General features: G+C 53.6%; 17 protein-coding genes. 14 read left to right on the forward strand and 3 right to left on the reverse strand.

The window, feature by feature from the left end:
* Nucleotides 1–33: 33 nt before the first annotated feature.
* Nucleotides 34–1,581, forward strand: coding sequence for a choice-of-anchor Q domain-containing protein (locus tag Q4E93_RS30075; RefSeq protein ID WP_303591643.1), 1,548 nt, complete (start codon nt 34–36; stop codon nt 1,579–1,581).
* A 68-nt stretch (nt 1,582–1,649) separates the two neighbouring features.
* Here Q4E93_RS30075 and Q4E93_RS30080 read toward each other — a convergent pair whose 3' ends face one another.
* Nucleotides 1,650–2,414 (reverse strand): DeoR/GlpR family DNA-binding transcription regulator, encoded by a 765-nt coding sequence (locus Q4E93_RS30080; RefSeq protein WP_303591644.1) that lies wholly within the window; start codon nt 2,412–2,414, stop codon nt 1,650–1,652.
* Between the two features lie 356 nt (nt 2,415–2,770).
* On the opposite strand from Q4E93_RS30080, the gene Q4E93_RS30085 reads away from it, so the two are divergent.
* Genes Q4E93_RS30085 through Q4E93_RS30120 form a run of 8 tightly spaced genes read left to right on the forward strand, consistent with a single transcriptional unit; the run spans nt 2,771 to nt 16,327 of the window.
* Nucleotides 2,771–4,042, forward strand: coding sequence for an MFS transporter (locus Q4E93_RS30085; RefSeq protein ID WP_303591645.1), 1,272 nt, complete (start codon nt 2,771–2,773; stop codon nt 4,040–4,042).
* A 19-nt stretch (nt 4,043–4,061) separates the two neighbouring features.
* Nucleotides 4,062–5,066: a 2-hydroxyacid dehydrogenase gene (locus Q4E93_RS30090; protein ID WP_303591646.1), complete on the forward strand. Its 1,005-nt coding sequence runs from the start codon at nt 4,062–4,064 to the stop codon at nt 5,064–5,066.
* Nucleotides 5,067–5,069: 3 nt separating this feature from the next.
* Nucleotides 5,070–6,509, forward strand: a complete 1,440-nt coding sequence (locus Q4E93_RS30095) for an FGGY-family carbohydrate kinase (RefSeq protein ID WP_303591647.1) — start codon at nt 5,070–5,072, stop codon at nt 6,507–6,509.
* A gap of 11 nt (nt 6,510–6,520) precedes the next feature.
* Complete coding sequence (locus Q4E93_RS30100; protein ID WP_303591648.1) at nt 6,521–7,117, forward strand: histidine phosphatase family protein; 597 nt, start codon at nt 6,521–6,523, stop codon at nt 7,115–7,117.
* Nucleotides 7,118–7,122: 5 nt separating this feature from the next.
* A complete protein-coding gene (locus Q4E93_RS30105; protein ID WP_303591649.1) occupies nt 7,123–10,152 on the forward strand; it encodes a glycosyl hydrolase in 3,030 nt (1,009 codons plus the stop codon).
* 32 nt (nt 10,153–10,184) lie between these two features.
* Nucleotides 10,185–13,310, forward strand: a complete 3,126-nt coding sequence (locus tag Q4E93_RS30110) for a SusC/RagA family TonB-linked outer membrane protein (RefSeq protein WP_303591650.1) — start codon at nt 10,185–10,187, stop codon at nt 13,308–13,310.
* Between the two features lie 24 nt (nt 13,311–13,334).
* The gene (locus tag Q4E93_RS30115; RefSeq protein WP_303591651.1) at nt 13,335–14,852 is read left to right on the forward strand and encodes a RagB/SusD family nutrient uptake outer membrane protein; all 1,518 of its coding nucleotides are present in this window, start codon (nt 13,335–13,337) and stop codon (nt 14,850–14,852) included.
* Nucleotides 14,853–14,860: 8 nt separating this feature from the next.
* Nucleotides 14,861–16,327 (forward strand): FGGY-family carbohydrate kinase, encoded by a 1,467-nt coding sequence (locus Q4E93_RS30120; RefSeq protein WP_303591652.1) that lies wholly within the window; start codon nt 14,861–14,863, stop codon nt 16,325–16,327.
* A gap of 15 nt (nt 16,328–16,342) precedes the next feature.
* On the opposite strand, the gene Q4E93_RS30125 is transcribed toward Q4E93_RS30120, so the two are convergent.
* The gene (locus Q4E93_RS30125) at nt 16,343–16,558 is read right to left on the reverse strand and encodes a hypothetical protein (protein WP_303591653.1); all 216 of its coding nucleotides are present in this window, start codon (nt 16,556–16,558) and stop codon (nt 16,343–16,345) included.
* 475 nt (nt 16,559–17,033) lie between these two features.
* On the reverse strand, nt 17,034–18,095 hold the full coding sequence (locus tag Q4E93_RS30130; RefSeq protein WP_303591654.1) for a winged helix DNA-binding domain-containing protein: 1,062 nt from the start codon (nt 18,093–18,095) through the stop codon (nt 17,034–17,036).
* Nucleotides 18,096–18,211: 116 nt separating this feature from the next.
* Between Q4E93_RS30130 and Q4E93_RS30135 the strand changes: the two genes are divergently transcribed.
* The 5 genes from Q4E93_RS30135 to Q4E93_RS30155 all read left to right on the forward strand — a co-directional run bounded on the left by Q4E93_RS30135 (nt 18,212) and on the right by Q4E93_RS30155 (nt 23,062).
* Nucleotides 18,212–19,489, forward strand: a complete 1,278-nt coding sequence (locus Q4E93_RS30135) for an OmpA family protein (protein WP_303591655.1) — start codon at nt 18,212–18,214, stop codon at nt 19,487–19,489.
* Nucleotides 19,490–19,519: 30 nt separating this feature from the next.
* Entirely contained in the window at nt 19,520–20,362 is an 843-nt protein-coding gene (locus Q4E93_RS30140; protein WP_303591656.1) for a hypothetical protein, read from the forward strand.
* Between the two features lie 105 nt (nt 20,363–20,467).
* Nucleotides 20,468–21,397, forward strand: coding sequence for an NmrA/HSCARG family protein (locus Q4E93_RS30145; RefSeq protein ID WP_303591657.1), 930 nt, complete (start codon nt 20,468–20,470; stop codon nt 21,395–21,397).
* Entirely contained in the window at nt 21,390–22,010 is a 621-nt protein-coding gene (locus Q4E93_RS30150; RefSeq protein ID WP_303591658.1) for a diheme cytochrome c-553, read from the forward strand. Before Q4E93_RS30145 ends, Q4E93_RS30150 begins: the two co-directional genes overlap by 8 nt.
* Complete coding sequence (locus tag Q4E93_RS30155; RefSeq protein WP_303591659.1) at nt 22,007–23,062, forward strand: S41 family peptidase; 1,056 nt, start codon at nt 22,007–22,009, stop codon at nt 23,060–23,062. The genes Q4E93_RS30150 and Q4E93_RS30155 overlap by 4 nt, the downstream gene beginning before the upstream one ends.
* The last annotated feature ends 57 nt before the right edge of the window (nt 23,063–23,119 follow it).

The following is a 23,119-nucleotide window of genomic DNA, read 5'->3' on the forward strand; positions in this document are numbered from 1 at the left end:
CTACCTTGGTATAAACCTTTAAATTAAAAGTCCATGAAAAAAATTGCCACCGGATGTATCATCCTCCTCACGCTCTTTTCCTGTAAAAAAGAAATTTCCACAACGCCCAACAATGGAACTGTTCCCCGCACTGTAACCGAGATCGATTATTATGTCAATGGATCTTCCGGGAACGATGCAAATACCGGAACATCTTCCGCCCATCCGTTGAAGACAATCCAGGCCGCCCTGAACAAAACAACGGAAGGTGGGTATTCCACCATCTACGTAGCCGGCGGAACGTACGGCGAGCGGCTGGTCTGGCCTCATTCCGGCGCTGACGAAGGCGAGCGGATCACACTTACCAACTACAATGGCGGGACGGTGATCCTGGACGGCTCGCTGACTACCGGCAGCACCCAGAATGCGATGATCGAAGTCAGCAGCAAGAGTTATCTGACCATCGAGAACATCAACATCGTCAACAATATCCGGAACGATGCTTACGGCATCTATATCCACGGGTCGGGGACGTTTGTGGATGTGACGGATTGTAAGATCCACAACATCGGATGGACCACGGACTCCACTGCCGTGCCTACTTCCACACAGAACGCCCATCCTTTCCTGCTGATAGGGAGCACGACGGCCAGCTACAATGAGGTCTATGTGGGCAGCAATGAGATCTACAGCTGCAACACCGGCTATAGTGAAGCTCTTACCATGAACGGGAATGTGGAGGTCTTCCTGATCGAGCTGAATACCGTACATCATATCCGGAATATCGGGATAGATGTAGCGGGGCATTATTCCTGGACGGGCGCACCGGCTGCCTCGAACTACGTGCGGGACGGCAATATAAAATACAACACGGTGTACAATTGCGTATCAAACGTGGCTACCAACGGGGGTATTTATGCTGATGGCGCCTCCTATGTGAATATCGAAGGTAATATCTGCCACGATAATTATGCGGGTATCACCGTAGGATGCGAGAACAATGGCTTTACCGCCGAGCATATCAGGGTGTCCAGCAATTTTGTATACAACAACAAGGACGCGGGCATTATCATCGGATCGAACCAGGCCAGCAGCAAGGTGACCTATTCCTCTGTGAACAATAATACTTTCTTTAAGAATTTCACCAATGGCGGCTATGGAGGCGAGATCAGCATGCAGAATACGGACCACCTGAGCATCAGGAGCAATATCATCCAGTCTGCCAGCAATGTCGTCGTCATCGCGCTGCTGGGATATACTTCGACGAACCTGTCGATGGACTACAACCGATATTATACCCTATCCGGCAGCAGCGGCACCATCACTTTTGACTGGGGTGGGATCAATGGGGGTGGCTATTACAGCTTAGCCACCTTTCAATCGGGGACGGGGCTCGATGCCAATTCCACGTATGGTACGCCTTCTTTCGTGAACAGTACGCTGGCTACGCTCAATTTGCATCTCACCAGCGGATCGGCGTGTGTCAATGCGGGATATCCTTCGTATGTGGTGGACACCAATGACGACGAGACAGATGTCGATCAGCAGAACCGGGTGCAAAATAGCCGGATCGACATTGGGGCGGATGAGACGTCTTACTAGATGAGGTGATGTTTGTATGAGGTGATGTTTGTATGAGGTCGGCGGGGAGAGGGCGGCGGGCGTTCGCGTTATTCGGCAAGCATGACGCGGACGCCTTTTTCTTCCAGCAGGGCGATGGTGGAGGGGGAGGCTTTGTCGGTGACAATGTAGTGGGCCTGGTCGATGTTGCAGATCTTACCGAGTCCGCGGCGGTCGAATTTGGTGCAATCGGCGAGGATGACGACGGTCTGGGCCATCTGGATCATTTTTTGGTTGAGGCTGGCTTCGGTGATATTGGTGATAGTGAATCCGTAGTCGAGGTCGATGCCGTCCACGCCCAGGAAGAGGACGCCGCAGGAGAGCTGGTCCAGGATCAATTCGGCGAAGGCGCCGGCGGCGGAGGAGGAGCTTTGGTGGATTAGTCCACCCAGCTGGAGGACTTCCACGTTGGGACGATTGCAAAGTTCCAGCGCCACTTTGAGGGCCGGGGTGATCACTACCAGGTGTTTGGCGGGATGAAGGGCGCGGGCCAGCTCGAAGACGGTGGTACCGGAGCCTATAATAATAGAATCATTTTGCCCGATGAGGGAGATGGCTGTGCGGGCGATGCGTTTTTTTTCTTCCGCGTTGATAAATTCTTTTTCGTTGATGGGTCTTTCGATGGCGTAGGGGTTATGGATGGAGCCGCCTCCCCGGGTGCGAAATAAGAGGTTCTTTTCTTCCAATAGTTTCAAATCCTTTCTGATGGTGACGCCGCTGACCTGCATTTCTTCGCTCAACTGAAGGATATTCACCTTACCTGACTCCTGCAATTTCTTTAATATGAACTCATGCCTTTCTGTGATGCTTTTCATCCTATGCGATTGAATTTGGTTTCAAAAGTAAATATTTATTAAGCGAATTTTAAAATCCTTACGAAAACTTAACTTTAAAATCTTGGATAAAAGGGCGGATCGGGGTATGGGGCTTTAAAAAGCTTTCAAATTATTTAAATTTGTTTGTTTTTGTTTAATTTTATTATATTTGGCTAGAAGAATTCTATTTCTCAAGCCAAACGATTGCCATAATGGAGCAGCTCATCTGCTATTTTCCTGTTGGGATACCTCCCTGACCTGCGTGCCAGGTAACAAAGACTTTACAATTCCTTAAAATATGGTTTAATAATGTTGTATTTACTTTGCTTTTCACGAGCGAGGAGTTAAAAATATTTATGAATACTTCCTTTTTACACAGCGCAGGCATTCCAAAGCAGTTATTTTGGGGATATGCCGGTATTCTCATCTTTATGATGGGGGATGGTATGGAGCAGGGGTGGTTGAGTCCGTATCTGCTGGAACGGGGTATGCGTGTGCAGGCTTCAGCCACGTTGTTCACTGCGTATGGTGTTACGATTGCTGTCTCTTCTTGGTTTTCGGGGGTTTTAGCGGAGGGCTTTGGTGTGAAAAAGACCATGCTGGCCGGCCTGTTGTTGTACCTGGCGGGGACGGTGGGGTTCATCGGTTATGGCCTACCTCATCTTAATTTTCCTGTTTTGCTGCTGACCTATGGTTTGCGGGGGTTTGGCTATCCTCTTTTTGCCTATTCGTTCCTGGTATGGATCGCTTATGCTACATCCAGGGAACGGCTGGGTAGGGCGGTGGGTTGGTTCTGGTTTGTATTCACCGGGGGCCTTAATGTGCTGGGGGCTTTCTATTCCAGCTGGGCGATCGTTCATTTGGGTTATATAGGAACGTTATGGAGCGCCATTTTCTGGGTATTGATAGGCGCCTTTCTGGCGTTGGTTTTGAATAAGGCCCGGTGGGTGCCGCAGAGCAGGGGTGCTGCGGCGGGGAAGGTGCAGGAACTGATCAACGGGCTGACTATTTTGAAGAAAGAGCCTAAGGTGATGCTGGGGGGCATCGTTCGCATCATCAATACGACGGCTCAATTCGCGTTTCCCGTATTCCTGCCGACCTATATGGCCGCACATGGTCACTCTACCACGTCGTGGCTGCATATATGGGGGACTATTTTCACCAGCAATATTGCTTTCAACCTGATCTTCGGCTTTGTTGGCGACAGGCTGGGCTGGAGGTCCACGATCATCTGGTTTGGCGGCATTGGGTGCGGGATCACTACTTTATTACTCTACTATGTTCCACAAATAGCGCCGGGCAGCTTCTGGCCTGTCATGCTGGCGGGGATTGCCTGGGGTGCGTGTCTTGCCGGCTATGTGCCCCTATCGGCGCTGGTGCCTTCCCTGGTAAAGGAAGACAAGGGGTCGGCCATGGCTATCCTCAATTTGGGGGCCGGATTGCCTGTGTTCGTTGGCCCGGCGATCGTTGGAATATTCATCGGCATCCTCGGCAGTGAAGGCGTGATCTGGGTGTTGTCCATCCTGTATTTTATCAGCGCTGTGCTTACGCGCATGATCAAACTGCCGGGAGAGCGAGGGGCGAGGGTGCTTGTGAACGGGGACGTTGTCCCTGAAACCAGTTATTAACCTATAATTTATTTAATGCATGAGGATATTAGTAACGGCGCCTTATCATGAACAAGGGCTGCATGAATTGAGAACTTATTTTGGAGAGACTATCTATAGACCCTGGAAACAGAATGGAATGGCTTATAGCGAGCGGCAATTGCTGGATCTGCTTTATGAAACGGAGGCGGAAGCGTTGATCACCGAGCATGACCATGTCACGGAGAAGGTCATACAGGAGAATATGCATCTGCGATTTATCGGCGTATGCCGGGGTACGCCTTCCAATGTCGCGCTTGACATGGCTACCCGGAAAGGTATTCCTGTGTTTTATACCCCTGCGCGGAATGCGCAGGCTGTTGCGGAGATGTTTATTGCGAATACGATCACATTTTTGCGGCATATTCTTCCGGGTATCGACTGGCTGAAGAAACGGGGATGGAAAGAAGGCGCCCATACGGCTTACCTGCAATGGAAAGGCAATGAGCTGGCGGGCAAAACCATCGGCCTGGTGGGCTTCGGGGCTATTGGCCAGCTGATAGCGCGTATGGTGGAGCATTATCCCTGCGCCATACAATATTATGATCCTTATATCGGGGCGGAGCTTTTCCCGGCGTATAAAAAGACGACGCTGGAGGAACTATTCTCCACCAGTGATGTCATCTCCATCCATCTTCCTGTTACGGAAGCCACCCGTGGGATGATCGACGGATCGCTGTTCAGGCTGATGAAAAACGAGGCGCTTTTTGTCAATACGGCGAGGGCGGTGGTGATCAACCGGCAGGATCTTTATGAGGTATTGCAGCAGCAGCGTATACGGGGCGCCATCCTGGATGTGTTCGACAGCGAACCTCCCGACGAGCTGGACTATAAGATCATCGATCTTCCGAATACGCTGGCTACGCCGCATATTGCCGGCGCCACATTTGAAGTGGAGGACCACCATGTGCGGATCATGAACGAGGCGCTGCACGACTGGTTTATCAACAAGAACCGGAAGGCTGACAGGCTGGCCAATAAAGAAATACTCACTGTCCAAATCTGACATATGGGAAAGAAAGAGGGATACATCGTCATCGACATTGGCACGGGCAATCTCCGTGTAGCGCTGGTGACGCCTGTGGGGGAAGTGGTTGGCGTGGGCCGGGAGGATATCGGCTATATACGGGATGTTTTGTACCCTGATGCGCTGTATTTCGATCCGGGCGTATTATGGCAACAGATCGTCCGGCTGACTACCGGCGTATTGCGGCAGGCTGCCGGATGGCATGTCAGCGCGGTGACGGCTACCAGCCAGCGGGAGGGCATCGTACTGGTGGATCATGCAGGTAAGGCGCTGATCGGATTACCGAATATCGATCACCGGGGCAGGGAGTGGGAGGACATGATTAAAGACAAACATAGGATGTACCGGGAGGCCGGTCGCCAACCCTCCTCCCTCTTTTCCGCGCTGAAGGTGGTGGGGATCCGGGAGAGAAGGGCGGCGTATTGGGAGCAGATGGCTTTCTTTCTCAGCATCAGCGATTGGGTGGAATATCAACTGAGCGGTGTTGCGAAATACGAGCATTCACAGGCTTCGGAGACCTTGTTATATGATGTGGCGCGCGGCGGCTGGAGTGCAGGGTTGGCGGAGGTGTTCGGCCTGGATGGGAGTAGTCTACCCGCGTTGATGGATTCGGGAACTGTGTTGGGCAAGGTCTTGTCTGCGCGGGCTTCGGAACTTATGCTGCCGGAGGGAACGCAGGTGGTTGCGGGCGGGGGTGATACGCAGCTGGCTATAAAAAGCACCCGGCCTTCCGTGGAAGACATTGTCATTGTGTCGGGGACAACCACACCTATCGTAAAATTAGTGGATCAATACGTCACCGATGATCTGGAAAGGACCTGGACGAGCCGGGATATCGAAAAAGGGCAATTTGTTTTCGAAGCCAATGCCGGCGTGACGGGGCTCAATTACCAGCGACTGAAAGAAATATTTTATCCCAATGAAGGCTATGAGGTGATCGAGGCGGAACTGGCGGCTAATCCATACTGCAACAGTGTGGCATCACTGGGCAGTCTTATCGCGGGAGAGGACGTCCCTGTCCGGCGGGGGGGATTTATTTTTCCTACGCCTGTGACACATGAGCTGACCCGCAGCTGTTTTGTGCGAGCCACCCTTTTCGACATCGCCTCCTCTATTGCAGCCAATTACCAGGTGCTGAGCGGAGCGGCCAGGCATGACAAGGAATATGTATGGGCTTGCGGCGGGGGCATGCAAAGCCCTGCCTTGCGGCAAATGATCGCCAATGTCCTGCGAAAGGAAGTGAAAGTGCGGCCGGGGTTTCAGCAAGCGTCTGTGGTAGGGGGGGCGCTGATATGTAATGAGGGGCTCGGGCGGATGGTGGAACTTCCTTCGGCGGAAGAGGTTATTGTACCGGAGGGTTCGTTGGACATGGAGGAGCAATATGAAATGTGGCGTCAGACGAGGGAAAGGTTGAGATCATAAAAAACCAAGCTATGCTGAACATTTACTTATTGAGACACGGGCAGACCGCCTGGAACGCTGATAACAACCGCTATTGCGGCAGAACGGATATACCCCTGACGGAAAAAGGAATTGAGCAGGCAGAGGCAGTGGAGCAACAGCTGTGGGGAGTGCATTTTGATGGCGTGTATTCTTCTCCGTTGCAGCGGGCAGCGATTACCGCCCAAATTGCCGCAGACAGGGCGCCCGTGAAGGATGACCGGCTGATAGAGGTGGATTTCGGAGCCTGGGAGCGGAAGACAAAGGAAGAGTTCATCCCGGAGAACCCGCAGCTCTGGCAGGCCTGGGAGGATGATCCCGGCACGGCGCGGGCCGGCGGCACAGGGGAGACGGGCATGGAAGTCATAACGAGGGTGGATGATTTTTTCAAGGAGCTGCTGGCTACCCGGCCCGGCGGCAATTACCTGGTGGCGGCGCACAACGGGGTCAACCGGCTATACCTGGCGTATAAACTGGGGATGCCACTGCGGAACTACCGCCGCATCCTACAAGAGAATTCGTCCGTGACGTTGTTTACGCTGAATGAAAAAGGTGATTTTCTCCTGGAACGACTCAATGCAAAATGGTAAAGATCATGACCATAAACAGAAGAGGGTTTATTACACGAAGTGCGGGGATGGCGGGGATCCTTATAAGTAAAGGAGACCTTGAGAAGATATTCCGGCGTTGGGAGGGTGTTCCTGACGCTACCGAGCTATATGCCGCATTCCGGCGTCCACCACAATCGTCCCAGGTGGGATGTTTCTGGTGGTGGTTCAACGGGCTGGTGAGCAAGGAAGGGATCACCCGGGACCTGGAGGAATTCCACGATAAAGGCATCGGGGAGGTGTTGTTGATCAACACGGCCAGCGGGCTGGGCGGCGTCAGGATGCCGCAAGGGGTCAAATTCCTATCGGAAGAGTGGCGGGTCCTTTACCGCCATGCGTTGGAGGAGGCTGCCCGGCTGGGCATCATCGTTGGCGTCAACTTTACTTCCGGGTGGTGTATGGGGGGACCGTGGATAGACCCTCCGCATGCCGGACGATGGTTCCTTCAGTCCAGGATAGCAGTGACGGGACCGCAACAGTTTTCGGGTGAGCTGCCTTTGCCCGGACACAGAGACGGCTATGACAAGATGGTGAATGCGCCGGGTTATAAAGAATATATAGATCTGCCCCTGGAGAAGCTGGACTACCAGGATACGGCTGTGGTGGCTTTCCCGGTGCAGGATGAAGCAAAGGTTCGACTGCACGACCAGCCAGCGGAGCTTTTTTCCGCCAAAACGAACCGCAAGGATGCCAGCAATTTTATCAAGGCAAAAGACCTGACGGCGCCTTTGCTGCAGCCCTTTGAGGTGCATGCTACCGACGAGGCTGTGCGTGCCGACCAGGTGATCGACCTCTCCGGATATATGGACAAAGCCGGGCGACTCCAATGGACGGTGCCCGAAGGTAAATGGATCATCCTCCGTACGGGCCACCGTATGACGGGCTCTAAACTAACGATTGCGCAGCCGGAAGCCGATGGGCTTTCCGTGGATTGGCTCAGCGGGGCGCCGGTGGACATCCAGTTCGAGCATTTAGGAAAAGTGATTATCGGAGATGCCGGGGACCTGAAGGGCACGACCCTGAAGTTCCTCCATGACGACAGCTTTGAAGATGGCTTTCCCAACTGGACTGCCGACATCCTGGAAAAGTTCCAGCATTACCGCGGATATGATCCCAGGCCTTACCTGCCTGTGTTGAACGGCTTTATTATCGGCAGTGTGGACGTGGCCAACAGGTTTTTGCACGACTATCGCAAGACTGTGGCCGACTGTATGGCGGATGGACATTACGGGCAGTTTGCCCGCCGGTGCCACGAGAACGGGGTGTTGATGCATAACGAAGCGGCGGGCCCCAACCGCAGCGGCACGATGTGCATGGACGGGCTTAAGAACCTTGGGAGAAGCGACTATCCTGCAGGAGAGTTCTGGCTGGGACTAAAGCATGACGAAGAGGGCGGGTTGGACGAACACCAATCTTATGGTGTAACCCGGCTGGAGGGGGGACAGAACAAAGTGACGAAGATGACTGCGTCGGCGGCGCATATCTACGGAAAGAATCTGGTGTCGGCGGAGTCATTTACATCTTTCCGGCATTGGCTGGACTATCCCGGCAATATGAAGCAGGCTGCCGACCGCGCGTTTTGCGAGGGGGTCAATCGCATGCTGATCCATGCTACAACCTGTACCCGCCCGGAAGATGGGAAGCCGGGGTATGAATATGGCGCCGGCACGCATTTCAATCCTAATGTCACGTGGTGGCAGCAGGCGGGACCTTTCCTGCAATATCTGGCCCGCTGCCAGTACTTGTTACGCCAGGGACAGTTTGTGGCGGATGTATTGTATTACAATGGAGACTGGGCGCCGAATATCGTCGAGCCTAAGCATACGGACCCTTCCCTGGGAAAGGGATATGACTATGATGTCTGCAACGAGGAGGTACTGCTGACCAGGTGCGCTGTAGAAAACGGGGAGATCGTATTGCCTGATGGCATGCATTACCGGATGCTGGTGTTGCCGGAGGAACGGCGAATGCCTGTGGCTGTCGCCCGGAAGCTTCGCGCGTTGGTGAAAGCGGGGGCGACGGTGGTGGGGCCCCGGCCTTTGTCCGACCCGGGCCTGAAGGATCATCCACTATGCGACCAGGAAGTGAAAGCCATTGGAGAAGAAGTCTGGGGAGCGTGTGATGGTGTCGACGTGCGTTTGAATAAATATGGGCAAGGGCGTGTATACTGGAATATGCCTCTACGGGATATTTTGGCTGGTGATGGCATCGGGCCGGACTTTGAATATGTAGCAGCCCCGGGAACTTTTATTGACTTTATTCACCGGCGGACTGCCGATGAGGAAATCTATTTCATCGTCAACCGGAATGATCAGCCTCTAAGCGTGCATACCCTGTTTCGGGTGAAAGGCCGCCGGCCTGGGAGATGGGACCCCGTGACGGGCGAGGCATTCGACCTGCAGGACTTTCGTGAGACGGGTGATCGGGTGGGGGGCGTACTGGAATTCCAGCCTTTTGGATCCATGTTCATCGTGTTCCCGCGCGCATTGGTGCAGGGGCTGCCGAGAGCGGTGAAGGCAGGGAAGATAGTACAATGGCTCCGCGGTCCCTGGACCGTGCAGTTTGAAGAGCAGTGGGGCGGACCTGCATCCGTGGTATTTGATGAATTGACCGACTGGACATTACGACCTGAAGAAGGTATAAAATATTATTCGGGCACAGCGGTGTACCGGAAGCGTTTTGATCTGGCATCAGGAGAAAAGAAGAGTGCCGGCCGCCTCTTCCTCCACCTGGGTGTTGTGAAGAACATTGCTTCCGTACGACTGAATGGCAAGGACCTGGGGGTGGTATGGACCCATCCCTGGACAGTAGAGATCACCGCTGCCATGCAAGAGAGGGACAATCTCCTGGAGGTCACTGTTGTCAATCTCTGGCCCAACCGGCTGATAGGGGATGCCGCGCTCCCGCCGGAACAACGCCGTACTCACACTAATATCACCGTCTATGACAAAAGCAAGCCTTTACTGCCCTCCGGCTTGCTGGGACCTGTCACCATTCAAATTTCGATGGACCTATGAGAACCCTTAACTAAACAACTAAAAAGATTACAATGAAACAGCATTACCAATTAGTGCGAATTATGTTCGCAGTAGTGGTCCTTTTTGTGGGTGCTGCCCTGCGGGCGCAGTCTCCCGGAAATTACAGCGGCCGGATAATAGACGCCGCCACAGGCGATCCGCTCAGCAATGTATCGGTGACGGTGAAAGGATCCTCTCAAGGGACGCAGACGGATGAGGGCGGTAATTACTCCATACGTGTAACGAGCGGCAGTGTGCTTGTCTTCGGGCATGTTGGGTATGAGACGGTACAGATGACCGCTGGTGTTCGCATGTCCATGGATGTTAAACTCCGGCCATCGCAGAAAGGCATGAACGAAGTAGTGATCATCGGTTATGGCAGGCAGGAGAAGAAAGACCTCACCGGCTCGGTGGGCATCGTATCGCAGAAGGAGATCAGGGACCTGCCAGTGTCCTCCATCGACCGGAAGCTGGTGGGCCAGATCCCCGGCGTACAGATAAGCACCATTACCGGGACGCCCGGCGGCGGCAGCCGGATAGAAATAAGGGGCGCCGGCAGCATGGGGGCCGGAAATGATCCATTGGTTGTCATCGATGGGATACCGCTGGACAATTCCTTTGATCACCAGACCGACCCGCTGAATGTGGTGAACCCGGACGATGTGGAGACTGTCACCGTATTGAAAGATGCATCATCCACGGCCATCTATGGTTCCCGGGGCAGCAATGGGGTCATCCTTATTACCACCAAACAGGGCAGGAAAGGTACGCCCCGCGTAGATTTTTCTACCTACACGGGCTACCAGGAAGTATATAAGCGCGGCCGTCCGGATGTGCTGAACGGAAGGGAGTTTGCCCAATTTCAGCACGATAAGATCGTGGACGACTATGCTTCCCGTGGGCTGGTGGCCACCGACGCGAACATACCCGCGGCTTACCAGCACCCTGAACAATATGGAGAAGGCACCAACTGGTATAACACCATCCTGCACCGCGCCCTGCAAACGAACGCGAACCTCAGCATTAGCGGCGCTTCCGACAATTCGAAATATTATTTTTCCATGGGATATTTCGACCAGGACGGCACGATCCGATATACAGGCTACAAGCATTACACCATGCGGGCCAATCTTGAGACCATGCTGGGAAAAAAAATCCGGATCGGCATCAACCTGGCCCCGCAATACAACAGGCAGGTGGTAAATGACTTCGAGTCTAATGCTTACCAGGACGTACTTATCTCTACTTCCTGGATCAGCCCGCTGGTGCCTGTGACGGATTCCACGGGTAAGCGAACCATGTATATCTCTTCGCCCAGTACCTATGGGGCTGCCAACCCCCTGAACAAGCTGCAATATGCCGGCACCACCAAGAAGGATTTTCGCGGGCTGGGAACGGCGTTTGCCGAATGGGAGATCATTCCCGGGCTGAAAGCGAAATACAGCTTCAGCGAGGATTACAGGGAGGCCAAGAATTTTCAGTTCACGCCATCTTTTGTACCATCTGCGGGCAACCCTCCTTCCTCGCTTACCGTTGTCCCTTCCTCCAGCGCGCCGCAGTCCACCACCTCTACCTGGCTGTCAGAGCTATTGCTTTCCTACAACCGGAACTTCGGCGGACATCATATCGACGCCGTTGCGGGCTATTCCGCGCAGCGCCAGTGGTACCAGAGCATCTCTATTTCGGGCTCGAGTTATCCTGACGACCTGATCCAGACCACCAATACTGCGGGTGTCGTCGGCGCTTCGCAGAGCGTGCAGGAGTGGGCATTGATCTCTTACCTGGGGCGTGTCAACTATTCTTTCCTGAACAGGTATATGCTGACGGCTTCCGTTCGTACAGACGGGTCTTCCCGATTTGGCGCCAACAACAGGTATGGGACTTTCCCCTCCGCCGCATTGGCCTGGCGATTTTCCGAAGAAAGATTTATGAAATCCTTCTCCTGGCTCAGCAGTGGTAAACTGCGGGCAAGCTATGGCTTTACAGGGAACAATGACATTGGCAATTACACCGCTATCTCCACGCTTAGCGGCGCCAACTATGCCTTTGGCGGTGTATTAGCCGGCGGCCGCAGCGTCACCGTGCTGGGTAATGAAGACCTTCGTTGGGAAAGGACGGGTGAATTCAATGCCGGGCTGGACCTGGGCTTCTTGAAGAACCGTCTCTCCGTCACGTTGGATGTTTACCGGCGCATTACCCAGAACATGCTCTACCAGCTACCCCTTGCCCTTTCTTCAGGCTTCGCCACCGCTTATTCCAACATCGGCAAGATACAGAACCAGGGATTGGAGCTGGCAGTTTCTTCCCGTAATGTCACCGGCAGGGATTTTTCCTGGAGCACCAACGCTAATATCGCCTTCAATCGCAACAAGGTGCTGGCGCTGGCCAATGGGGTGACCACGCTGTACAATGGCGCCACCGGCAATAGCCAGTATTCCCATATCACGAAAGTGGGCAAGCCGATGGGGCTTTTCTGGGGCTGGGTTTTCGATGGCATTTATGCCACCCAGGCGGACCTCGATAAATCCCCCAAGAATTCCACCTCCGTGCTGGGCTCTGTGAAATACAAGGATGTCGATGGCAACGGGGTCATCGAATACCAGAAGGATTTCGATATCATCGGCGATCCGCACCCCGACTTCACGTATGGCATCACCAATAATTTCACTTACCGGAATATCGACCTGGCAGTGGTATTGGTGGGCTCGCAGGGTGGCCAGGTGGAAAAGGCGCAAAACCAGTATCTGCTGAATATCGATGGTATCTTCAACCCCGACAAGAAAGTACTAAACAGGTGGCGCAGCGTGGATCAGCCCGGGGACGGCAAGACGCCCACTACCAATGGGGCCCGCGTGCTATACCGGGACCTCAACTCCACCTGGATAGAGGATGCCTCTTACCTGCGGATACAGAATGTGACGCTGGGGTACAATTTTTCTCCCCGCCTGCTGGGCCGCACCCATTTTGTAAAGGCCTTACGGGCTTATGTAAGTGCGCAGCAGCTGGCTATATTCACATCCTACAGTGGTAATAACCCCGAGGCAACCCGGAGAACTTTGCGGGCAAATGCACAGAATGAGGCGCAGATATCCGGCGAGGATTTCGGTAACTATCCCTTGTCCCGTACCTGCACGGTGGGACTCAATGTAACTTTTTAAGTGTGGATCCTAAAAAACAAGGACATGAAAAGAATAAATAATTTTATCATACCGGCAGCAGCATTGGCAATCTCGCTGCTGTCCGGCGGGTGTTCGAAGGACTTTCTCAACCTGAACCCGCAGTCGACGCTGAATGTCAATAACTTTTTTCTTGACTCGGCACAGGTGGTGCAGAGTGTCAACGGGGCCTATGCGGAGCTGTCGACCCTTGGGCTCAGCAGCTATTGGATATTCGGGGAGATGCGCAGCGACAATACTTCCTTCCAGTTCAATACCAGCAACCGGGGCAATATCTCTAAAGAGGATGTGGATGAGTTTTCCACTTTATCTACCAACGGGTATATATCGGACTTTTGGGGTAACAGCTATACAGGTATCGCGCGTTGTAACGATGTGCTGGGGCATATCGGGGAGGTTAGCATGAGCGATAGCCTGAAGAACCGCAGCATCGGCGAGGTGGAATTCCTCCGGGCCTTTCACTATTTCAATCTTGTCCGCCAGTTCGGCGCTGTGCCACTGCGTCTCGAGAGCGCTACCTCCGTGGCCACCTCTCACAGCAAGGGAAGGGCCAGTGTAGACGAAGTATACGGACAGATCACGTCGGATCTGAAGGATGCCATTTCCAAGCTGCCTACGCAATATATCACAGCCAACACGGGCCGTGTCTCACAGGGGGCTGCCCATGCCTTATTGGCAAAAGTATACCTTACCCGCAAAGACTGGGACAATGCGATCAGCGAGCTGCGTGTCGTGCAGACCCTGGGCTATTCCCTGCTGCCTAACTACAAGGATATATTCGACCCCACGAAGAAGAATGGCGCTGAATCTATTTTCGAGATACAGTACCTGGGTTCCAATGCGTCCCTGTACAGCAATTTTATGTACCAATTTGCTCCTTATGATTCCAAAAATTATGTGACGGGTGATGCCGGTACCAACCTGGCCTCTACCTCGGGGTGGAACACGCCTACGCAGGATATGATCGCGGCTTACGAGGCCGGGGACCTGCGGAAGGATGTATCCCTGGCTACCAGCTACAAGGCCGGGGCTGTCACTGTCAATCAGGCTTATGTGAAAAAATACAATCATAGTTTTGTGGCGGCCGGCAGGACCAATGACAATGTTATTGTGTTGCGTTATGCCGATGTTCTGCTGATGCTGGCCGAGGCGCTGAATGAAAAAAGCTATGTGGCGGATGGAGAGGCTTTCGGCTTGTTGAACCAGGTGCGTCAGCGGGCGGGATTGCCAGCGAAGACTTCCGGCAATGTGGTGGATTCCCTGAAGCTGCCGGACCAGGCGGCTTTCCGCGACGCTATCTTCAAGGAGAGAAAGGTGGAGCTGGCTTTCGAGAATCATCGCTGGTATGATCTTTTGCGTACGGGCCAGGCGGTGGCGATCATGAATGCGCATGGCTTGCGGGTGATCGCGGCAAACATTCCGAATATGCCGACAACGGCTTACCAGGTGACGGAGAATAAGCTGCTGCTGCCTATTCCGCAAAATGATGTTATCAATGATGGATTAGATCAGAATCCGCAATAAAGATCCATATGTATATAGGAATCGATGTAGGTACGCAGGGAGCGAGAGTGGTTTTGATGGATGGTGAGGGAAGACTTATCGGCAGCCGGGAGGAGGCTTTTGTGCTGAGCGTTGCCAGCCGGGAGGAGCAATCTCCGGAGATGTGGTGGGCGGCTTGCAGGCGTTGTCTGTCCTCTTTGTTGGCGGGCGTGTCATTTGACAGGAGTGGGATCAAGGCTTTGGCGGTGACGTCCACCTCCGGGACAGTGATCCCCCTGGATTCGGCGCATCGGCCTTTGCATGCGGCGCTTATGTATAGTGATAAGCGGAGTGTAGTGGAGGGGGAGATTTGTACTATGGAAGCGCAGGATTGGTATGCGGGGGAGCGGGGAGGTATCCGTGACCGGGTAGGTATCGGTGTGGGTGGAGGTGCCGGCAGTCGGGGAGGGTATACGGCCTTTAACAGTTCCAGCGGGCTGTCCAAGATGGTGTGGTATGTGCGACATTATCCTGCCGTGGCGGAGAAGATCCGGCATTGGGTGCATGCGGCGGACTATATTACCGGCCAGCTCTGCGGACGCTGGGGCATTACCGACTATACGAATGCTTTAAAATCGGGCTTTGACCTCCACCAGGAGGAGTGGCCTGCCTATATTTATGAAAAACTGCCTTTACGGAAAGAATGGTTGCCGGAAGTGGTTGCTTCCGGCAGCCCCGTAGGGGTTTTGCTTCCTTCCCTGGCGAAGGAATGGGGGCTGCCTTCTTCCGTACAGGTGGTGGCGCCTATGACGGACGGGTGTGCTTCACAGTTAGCTTCCGGGGCTGTCGACATGGGCAGCTGGAATACTACGCTCGGGACGACGCTGGTGGTCAAAGGAGTGACGCAGGTGGAGCTGGCGGATGAGGAGGGGAGGTTTTATTCCCATCGTCACCCGGATGGAGGGTGGATGCCGGGAGGCGCCAGCAATACAGGAGCGGATTGGGTGAGGGAGTTTCCGGTGGTGCCGGAGGTCGGTTCGTTCATACCGACGGGGTTGACGGCTTATCCGCTGCGGCAGGAAGGGGAGCGCTTTCCTTTTGTTTCGCCGCAGGCGAGGGGGTTTGCGCCGGAAGGTGTTGCGGGGCCTTTGTTGTTTGCGGCTAATATGGAGGGGGTGGCGTATGTGGAGCGGTTTGCTTATGAGCTGGCGGAGCGCCTGTCGGGGGAGAAGATCAAAGCGGTGTATACGGCGGGGGGTGGGAGCAACAGTCATACATGGCTTTTCATACGCAGTAGTGTGCTGGGGCTGCCGCTTTATAAGATGCGCTATGTGACGGGGGCGGCGGGGGCTGCTATACTGGCGGCTTCACGGGTTTATTTTGGAACGGTGGGGGAGGCGGCGCGGAATATGGCGAGGATTGAAAAGGAGGTGGCGCCGGAGGAGGGATTGCGGGTCAGGTATGAGGAGGGGTATGGGAGATGGGTGGAGGAGATGAGGGGGAGGGGATGGGTTTAATCTGGAGAGTAGCAATTATTTTATCTGCTCTCTCACAATATCTTCAACAAGATTCAGAAAATCGATAAAAGGAATATTTTCGACTGTAAACCCTAATTGTGCAGTAAGCGCAGGAAGAAGATCTTGAAATTCTTGATATTGTGCCGTAAGAATCGCATAGCCTGGAATTGTTTTTCTACCTGAGGCGGTTCGCAGCCAATCAATTATTGAGACGGTTGTCTGAACCATCATCCTCATCCAATGCTGTTTTTGGAAAGAAACCGCACCGATATACGGTGTAGGCAATAGCCCTCAGAATAGGAATATACTCGTCATCGAAAGGACAATTGATAAAAACAGAATCATTATAGCCCGCTACCTTCATATAACGGGTGATTGACTATTGCGCTTGAAGAATATGGGCTTCTACTTTAACCGGTCGTGCTTTTTTGGATGCCACAAAAACAGTCCGTACTGCTTTGCGTATGGCACCCCTGGACACCGTACCTCTACGTTTCCTGGCAGTTTTTAGTATAATTTTTCTAGTTGCCATAGTACGAATTTACGAATTGTTAGACGTATTCTAAAGATAAATTCAATCATCTGAATACTTGGAATATGTCAAATTCGGGCAGATTTATCGGATATTTTCCGATAAACCACCAGGAATATTACAATTTGGGGAGTATGCGTCTAAGGATAAGAGAAATAGATAAAAGGGGAAATCTTAAGGATTTATCAGCGTTTTTCCCATGAAAGCAGTATATTTTTTTGCGGCGGCGGTGAGGGGACGGGCGGGAATCCTGGTTCGGGGAAAGGGGATGTTCTCTATATGGATGCCGTCCTTTTTTTCCGTGCGTCGCCAGGTGCCGGCGACGAGGGTGTTGTGTACCAGGATGGGGTTGAGGCCGGAATTACAAGCTGCGGCAAATTCGGGGTTCAGAACGTCATTCCTGAACTTATAGGCGACAGTATACTCATCAAAGGCGGGCAGCAGGAAGGTGGAAGTGGCGGGGGAGGTATCGGGTAAGGAGGCTGGTGAGAACCAATATTCATTCCCGTTGAGTGATACGGATCCTAATTGTTGTTTGTATATATTCAGTCCTTTCCGGGCGTCAGTCAGGGTGAGGCCGCCCCACCATGCGAAGTCCTGGATGGTGGCTGGTCCCCTGCTGAGGAAATAGATCCGGGATAGTTCGGCGATGGCTTCTTCGTCGGTGAGGGGGCGGGTCTGTGGCGCGTGCTCGTCCAGGAGACCGTAGGCGAATTGCTTTCCGATGCGTCCGGCGCTGCAGATGAGGGCATCCAGCTCTGCGTCTATCAATAGATGGCCCATCCGGGTGTCTGTGGTGTCGATCTTTTCTTTCCGGAGGGCCTCGGTCAGCTGTTCCCGCGTGAGCTTTTTATGAAGGGAGAGGGCTTTTGTGATGATCTTTTTACTTTTTCGCAGGACGGCGGCGTCGATGTCCAACTGCCTGTGATAAGGACGCGCGAAGGCCCTGATGCGGGGAGCGCTCAGCTTCAGCATCCACCGGATATCCTCGGGAGATATGAAATGCCAGGTGGGGCGCAGGACGTGGGTGCGGAGGAACTTTCCTTCATTAAAATCATTTTCCACGGTGGCGTCGGTGGCTTGCTGTAAGCGGCAGCCGACCGCCCATTTTGCCATGGCATAGTCCTGGGCCTGGATGCAGCCCATCCATTTCACCAATTGGTGGGGCGTGGTGAACGCTGTGCCTGCGAGGCGTTGGTTGACCAGCCGAAGCTGGGATATGTCCTTGCTTGTCATCCGGGCAAAGGTAGTGGGAAGCCGGTGACATTTCACGTCGATAAATCCTCAGTTCATACATCTATGGATTGCCCCGGCGGCGGCGGCACGACATCTTTGCATCATAATTATTCATTATGAGAAAGATGATATACATGCTGGTGGCGGGGGTTTTGTTCGGAACGCCCGGACACAGCCAGTTCAAGGGGCTGCTGAACAAGGTAAAGGCCAAGGTGGACCAACGGGTGGACCGGAAGGTGGACAATACCATCGAAAAGGGCCTGGACAAGGCGGAAGGCAAGGGTACGGAGACGGCGGGGGCCGGTACCGCTGCCCCTGCGGAAGCAAAGGCCGAAGAGCCGGCCAGCCTGAAAAGCTTTTCCAAATATGATTTTGTTCCCGGTGAAAAAGTGCTGTACGCGGAAGATTTTTCGCAGGATGCCGTTGGCGAGCTGTCCACTAACTGGAACAGCGATGGCAGCGGCGAGGTCATCACCCTTGAGAAGTATCCCGGCCGCTGGATGCGGCTGCACAAGGGGGTGTCCTATTTAACGGCCAACCAGGCCACTTTCGGCCAGAACTATACGGTGGAATTCGACCTGATCCTCCAGCTGAAGACCAATGGCTGGATGTATCCGGACTTTCTCTTTACGCTGCTGTCCAGCCGGGACCAGTCGCCCGCGGACAATAGCCTGTTGAAAGAATACAAACAGTTCTCGGCTGTCACGGCCAGGCTGGTGCCTTCGGAGAATAACGCGTCCAGGGCCATACTGGAATCCTTCACCGACAAAAAGGAATATTTCAAGAGCGGCATTGTGGCTATCGGGGCCTTGCAGAACTGGTATGGTCAGCCCGTGCATGTCGCGATCCAGGTACAAAAAGAACGGTACCGCTGCTGGATCAACGAGCTGAAGGCTTTTGACGTACCGAAGGGCGTGCCTACCATCGACACGATGAACCAGCTGCGTTTTGAAGTAGGGGGCACCAATTACAGCGAACAGACCTACGGTGTCTTTATCGGGAATGTAAAAGTAGCTACCGGATTACCGGACACCAGGCATAAGCTCATCGAGGAGGGAAAGTTCAGCACCAACGGTATTTTGTTCGATCTGCAAAGCGCTGTCATTCGTCCTGAATCTTACGGGGTCGTGAAGGAGATCGCGGGCGTATTGAAGGAGAACCCTGGTATCCGTGTGAAAGTGATCGGGCATACCAGCAGTGATGGGGATGATGGGGCCAACCTGGAGCTGTCGAAGAAAAGGGCGGCGGCCGTGAAGGCGATGCTTACGGGGGAGTTTGGGATTGATGCGGGCAGGATCGATACGGAGGGGAAAGGTGAGACGGAGCCTGTGGGCGATAATAAGACAAAGGAGGGGAGGGTTCAGAACAGGAGAGTGGAGTTTGTGAAGTTGTAATTAATACATTAAAATTTAAATAGATCATTTATGAAAAAGTTTCGAATAGGCGGAGGGCTCAGGCTGGGAGTGTTGGCTGTGCTTCTTTTCTCCAGCTCTATGCTTTTTTCCTTCGTGGTAGCCGGCAAGCTGGCGGAAGATATCTGGAAAAGACTTGGGATCAACAGACAGGAGGGGATGGAAAAAGTCAAGGAAAGCTTTATCTCCGGCTACCTCCATCATGAGGGGGTCAGCAATGTAAAGAATCTCGCGTTGAGCGACAGGGCCGCAGTGGCAAAGGACCTGCTGACCTTTTCCAAACAATACCTTGCCAGTCCGACTTTCAAGGTGGAGTATGATAAGATGCGTACCGCCTCGCATCCTATAGAGCCGACGGATCATACACAGACCAAGGAGCAGGTGCGTCAGAAGGAGATCGATGAGATAAAGAAGGCTATTGTTAACATGGAGGCCGTGGGCAAGACCCTGCCGGCTGACCAGCAGAAGAACTTTCAGGCATCGATTGAAATGTACCGTAAGACAATCAAGGATTACCAGGACCCCAATAATAAGATCATCGACGGGATGTACCGGAACCAGCTGGACCAGCGTCAGCGGGACCTGAATCATTTCAAGGAAGAAATGAAGCGATGGGAGACGGAATACCCGGCGGATGTGAAGCTGTTCGTCAAGGGGAGGCTGCAGCATTACCTGGATGTGGCCGGTACGGTAGATTTTTCGGCTGCGCTGGTGGAGAAATATGGAAAGAAGCGTTTTGTCAATCCTGTCTACCAGTCGAAGAACGACGAATGGAAGATGATCTTTCGTGCGGGGAAGGATGTGTACGAGCAGACGAAGGTATTTGCGGAACAGTGGATAAAAGAGCTGCAATAAGATGGGCCCTGCCGAGTTGGAGAAGTATAAGCAAGGGATACAATATGTCCATCGGGTACTAAAGGATTCAATTAAACTGGAAACTAATCTCTAAAATAAATAATCATGAAACAAATGAATGAACGACCCGTGATCCTGGTCACGGGCGCGACGGGTGCACAGGGCAGCAGTGTAGCGGGCGCCCTGCTGCAGACAGGCAACTGGACAGTACGTTGTCTCACCCGTAATGCCGGCTCGGAAAAGGCGAAGGCACTTCAACAGGCGGGGGCCGTCCTTGTGGAGGGTGACCTGGATGATAAGGAAAGCCTGTTGCGGGCCATGGAAGGGGCCCATGGTGTATTTGGGCTTACCAATTTCTGGGAGCATTATGAAAAGGAGTATCAGCAAGGTAAGAACCTTATCGATGCGGTGCATGCGTCGGGTGTTGCGCACTTTGTTTACAGCGGATTGCCGGGTTATCAGGTGTTGAGCGGGGGCAAGCTGTCCGTACCTCATTGTGATATCAAGGCTGCATTGGAAGCGTATAGCAGCAGCCTGGGGCTTCCCGCCACTTTTGTGCATATCGCTTTTTACTATGAGAATTTCCTCAGCTTTTTTCCGCCGCGGCGAGGTGAGGACGGCGCGTTCTATTTTGGCTTTCCCCAGGGCGATACACCGCTGGCGATGGTTACCCCGGAAGATATGGGCGCCATCGTAGCGTTGATCTTCGACCATCCTGATATTTATACGGGGAAGACCATGGGGGTGGTGGGAGAAGACCGAACCTGCAAGGAATATGCAGCGATCATGAGCCGGGTGCTGGGCGTCACGGTACGCTATCGTCACATAGACCGGGATGTATATGCCGGGCTGGGTTTCCCGGGTGCTGAAGAGCTGGCGAATATGTTCGAGGTGCAGCGGCTGCATATCCCTCACCGGCGTGGGGACCTGATGAACTGCTGGTACATGAATCCCCGGATGCAAAGCTTTGAAAGCTGGCTGGGGAAAAACAAATCGATCTTTTTACAAGTTTTAAACGAGAAGGAATATGCGTAATGTGATTTTTATCATAGCGGCTTTGCTGGTGTCAATGCTGCTGGTGACGGGCGTATCCTGTCATGATACCGGAAAGGGAAATGGGATAGGGGTGGCCGCGACGGATCCCGTGGCTGCCGGAAAGGACACTTCAAAGATGGTGAAGCGGGGAGAATATCTTGTTTCCTCCATTGGCTGCGACGACTGTCATTCGCCTAAGAAGATGGGGCCGCATGGGCCGGAAGTAGATGCGGAGCTGCGTTTGTCCGGGTATCCTGCCGGCAGGCCATTGGCTGCTTTCGACACTACGACGGCAAAGAGCTGGGCTTTATTCAACCAGGACCTGACTGCTTGTGTGGGGCCCTGGGGCATTTCTTTCGCGGGCAATATCACTTCGGATGCCACGGGAATCGGCAACTGGACGGAGGAGCAATTCATCAAGTGTCTCAGGGAAGGCAAATGGAAGGGATTGGACAATGCCCGGCCGTTGATGCCCCCCATGCCCTGGCAGAATTTCAGGAAGCTGACGGATGAGGACCTGGGCAGCATCTATTACTATCTTAAGACCACGAAGGCTGTGAACAATACGGTGCCGGCGTGGATACCACCTGGACAATCAAAAAACAAGCTATGAAGTCATTATTATTTGGATTGCTGTTGTTAATGAGCTTTGAGCGGCGAGCTGCGAGCTATGAGCCAGGGATTAAGGAGGTGGGATCTTTTTCAGACAGCGTGAGAAAGGTGATCGATTCGAGCATTGTCCTGCTGCGGACGTATGCTCTCCACCGGGATCGTCCGGATTGGGATCATGTCAGGGAGCGGGCATACGAGCTGGCGGGGCAGACAGGCCGCTGGGAGGACCTCGGGCCCGTCGCTGCCTGGCTTTTTGAAGCGGTGGACGACCATCATGGATGGCTGTCCGTGAAGGATACGATGTTCCGATGGGAGCGGCCGGAGCCGCCTTTTTTATCCGAGGCGCTGAAGAAGGAGTTTGCGAAGGGCAATCGTATTGTGCGGAAGCTGTTGCCGGGCGGGATCGGTTATCTTCGCGTGCCCGGAATGGTGATGGATACCGCAGACTATAATAAATATGCGCAGCGGTTGATGGATAGTCTTTGCGCTTTGGAGGCGGAAGGCGCGCGGAAGCTCATCATCGATCTGCGGCTCAATGCAGGCGGCACGATATTCCCCATGATCGCGGGGTTGTCGCCTTTGTTAGGGAATGGCAGCTTTCTGGGGAATGCGGATCGTAAGGGAAAGATACTGGATATGACCCGGCTGGAGAATGGACGTTTTTCCAGCGCGGATGGAGGGGTGGCGCAGGCGCTGAGGAAGGGCGCAAAGCATATCGATGCGGGAACGCCTGTGGTCGTCTTAATGGGGCATGGTACAGGCAGTGCGGGTGAATGTGTGGCAGTGGCTTTTTCAGGGAGGAAGCATACCTGGTTCATCGGTGAGCCGACGGCGGGCTATACCACTGGCAATGCCGGGCATTGGATCGTGGACGGCCGGGTGGGGATCGTCATTGCAGAGACCATGGTAGCGGACAGGGACCATCGGTGTTATCCGCACAACCTGGTGCCGGACGAGTGGGTGCCGGGGGGCGACGACTTTGAGGATCTTAGTCGCGACTTAAAGCTGCAAGCTGCAAGCCGCAAGCTGCAAGCTGCGAGCTGTGAGCTGTGAGCTACGAGCTGTAAGCTATGAGCTACGAGCGACGAGCGGTGAGCTGCGAGCGACGAG

Origin of the sequence: Flavitalea plasmicola, from assembly GCF_030546645.1 — a bacterium.
Lineage (GTDB): Bacteria > Bacteroidota > Bacteroidia > Chitinophagales > Chitinophagaceae > Puia.